Raw genomic sequence first — 1190 nt, 5'->3', positions numbered from 1 at the left:
GCTCTGGGCGGCACCGCCGAAACCTACGGTGCGTACGATAACCAGCTCGTGGCCGAAATCTCAAGTCTGGATCTGCCGTGAGTGGAGATGTGTTCAGCATCGGTCTAGTCCGGCTCGACCACGTGGTGTCCCAGCGGACGAATCTTGCCGGATTCCTATCCGACCATCTCGCCACCCTCGATCAGAAGGCCGCAGCCCTGCACAGCAGCTCCTGGGACCGCGTCGCCGCGACCGCCTATCAGACTGCGCACCGCGAACCGGCGACAGCCGCTGGCGAATTCACTGCCAGCGTGACCGATATGGGTGCCGCCGCACGCAGCGCGCACGCCCAGTACATCGCGGCGAAAGCGCGCGAGCGCCGGTGTACCCTTCTACCTGCATCTCGCGCCCGACGCCCGCACACACAGGCGCTTGACCAGTCTTCAATGGAACGACTTACGGAGAAGATGCGCGGTATCACCTGCAGGTCCTAGTAGACATCCTTGATGGGGCCGAGCAGTTTCGTGATGTCCTGGCACCACACCCTGCCCTGCAGTCGCACTTCGACACCAAATCGAGAGCTGTCGCGAATACCCGATTCACGCTGTTGACAATCCCCGTCACCCACACCCGAGCAACCCGGCCCAAGTCGACACCGGCCCAGCCCGGAGCCACATCGTCGCCGATTGCCGGTTCCATCTGTTTGCTTCGCGACACTCCCATAGATCAGAACAGTGTCTGAGCCTCATTGTCACTGGCGGCACTAGAGGGGCATTGCTTTCGAAGCGGACAGACGACACACAGTGGCGCAGTCCCAGTGCAGACCGTGCTGCCGAGCAGCCGCAATGCAGCGGCTCGGAGCGGTGCATCTGGACCAGCCCCGACCAACCTCGCAAGATCAGCCCGGCCGTCGCTCAACCTGTTGATCCGGTCCGACTCCGAACCTGCGACACGAGCAGCCACCCTCAGTGTCGACTGGTTGGCCAGCAATACGTCCTGTCCTACGAGGAGCCGAAAGGTGTCGATCTCGGCCGCCTTCATATGCAACTGATCGACGAGCTGGTCTGGGTCCATCCAGAGCCTGCGCTTAAGAAGCAGCGGCCTGAACCGTTCCAGATGGTTGCGTCCTGCTTCGGTCGCAAGCAACTGTTGCATCCGGTCAAGTTCCGACTTCGTCAGACGCTCACGCCCCCGAATAACAGCTATGGCGT

1 protein-coding gene is annotated in these 1190 nt (G+C 61.9%); it reads right to left on the bottom strand.

Features of this window, described 5'->3' with window-relative positions; all coding sequences use genetic code 11:
* Positions 1-705 precede the first annotated feature (705 nt).
* Positions 706-942, bottom strand: coding sequence for a hypothetical protein (locus ACFRAM_RS28650; RefSeq protein ID WP_379470434.1), 237 nt, complete (start codon positions 940-942; stop codon positions 706-708).
* Positions 943-1190 lie beyond the last annotated feature (248 nt).

It is taken from the genome of Paenibacillus sp. NPDC056722 (assembly GCF_042790635.1).
Classification (GTDB): domain Bacteria; phylum Bacillota; class Bacilli; order Paenibacillales; family Paenibacillaceae; genus Paenibacillus_AQ; species Paenibacillus_AQ agri.
This window is presented reverse-complemented; position numbering and strand designations above follow the sequence as displayed.